At 62.0% G+C, this 1,192-nt stretch carries 1 pseudogene; it reads right to left on the bottom strand.

Annotation, left to right across the window (positions count from 1 at the left end):
* Positions 1–967, bottom strand: a pseudogene (locus E3T46_RS17690) (IS30 family transposase); the annotation flags it as partial.
* Positions 968–1,192: the final 225 nt, after the last annotated feature.

Genomic DNA, 1,192 nt, shown 5'->3' with positions numbered 1-1,192 from the left:
TCGCTTGAGCGGGTGTGATGCCGCCGAGTGTTTTGCGGGGTCGATTGTTGAGTTCGGTAGCGACTTCGAGCAGCCGCTCGGGCGAATGAACGGATAAGTCGGTGCCTTTGGGGAAATATTGGCGCAGCAGCCCGTTGGTGTTCTCGTTGGTGCCCCGTTGCCACGGCGAATGCGGATCACAGAAGTAGATATCCATCTTTGTGGCCAACGTGATCTTCCGGTGCTGGGCCAACTCGGTGCCCTGATCCCAAGTCAAAGTCTTAGCCAAGTGTTTTGGCAGAGTCTTGATGGCGGCCAACAGGCAATCGCGAACCGTGATCGCGCTGTGGTCACCGGGGAGGTGGACCAGCATCGTGAACCGTGTCTGACGCTCCACCAACGTAGCGATCGCCGACCGGCAGTTTGACCCCAAGATCAGATCCCCTTCCCAATGCCCAGGCACGGCGCGGTCCTCAACCTCCGCGGGTCGCTCGCTGATCATGGTCATGTCCGGGATCTTGCCCGAGTTCTTCGCTGCAGGCCGTCTGGGACGCCTGATGGCGCGGCCGGTGCGCAAGTGCTGATGCAGATCACCGCGCAAGTCACCGCGGCCTCCCGCGTAGAGGGCCTGGTAAATCGCCTCCGGGCTGACCCGCATCTCCTGCCGATCGGGAAACTCCGCAGCCAAATGATCACTGATCTGTTCCGGGCTCCATTTCACGCACAACTTGGTCTGCACCAAGGAGGCCAGTTCGGGATGGTCGAATTTGCTGGCCTTGGGACGACGTCCGCGGAGCTCGGCCTGCTTCTGCGCCGCATACGGGGCATACCGCGTCCGTGCCCGTGGGCCGGACTTGAACCCGCCTCGAGCCAACTCTCGACTGATCGTGGCAGCAGACCGGCCCACCAGGGCAGCGATCCCCCGCACGCCGGTGCCGGCCACGTGCAAGTCCGCGATCCGCAGCCGCTCCTCCAAGGACAAGTACCGCCCCGACCGCTCTGCCTCAGGAAGAGGGATCCGCCCACCCGTTGCTTGACGCCAACGCCGTCCAGTTCGTCGATTCACGCCCACAGCATCGCACGCTGCAGTCAGCGTCGAGCCTTGAGCCATCAACACCCAAAACCGCGCCTGCTTCTCAACCAGTTCAAACTTCGACCACACGTACAACACCTCACAAAAATAGAGTGTTGCGACGACCGGTTGAATTCGCCG

It is taken from the genome of Cryobacterium sp. Hh11, from assembly GCF_004404045.1.
Taxonomy (GTDB): domain Bacteria; phylum Actinomycetota; class Actinomycetes; order Actinomycetales; family Microbacteriaceae; genus Cryobacterium; species Cryobacterium levicorallinum.
This window is presented reverse-complemented; position numbering and strand designations above follow the sequence as displayed.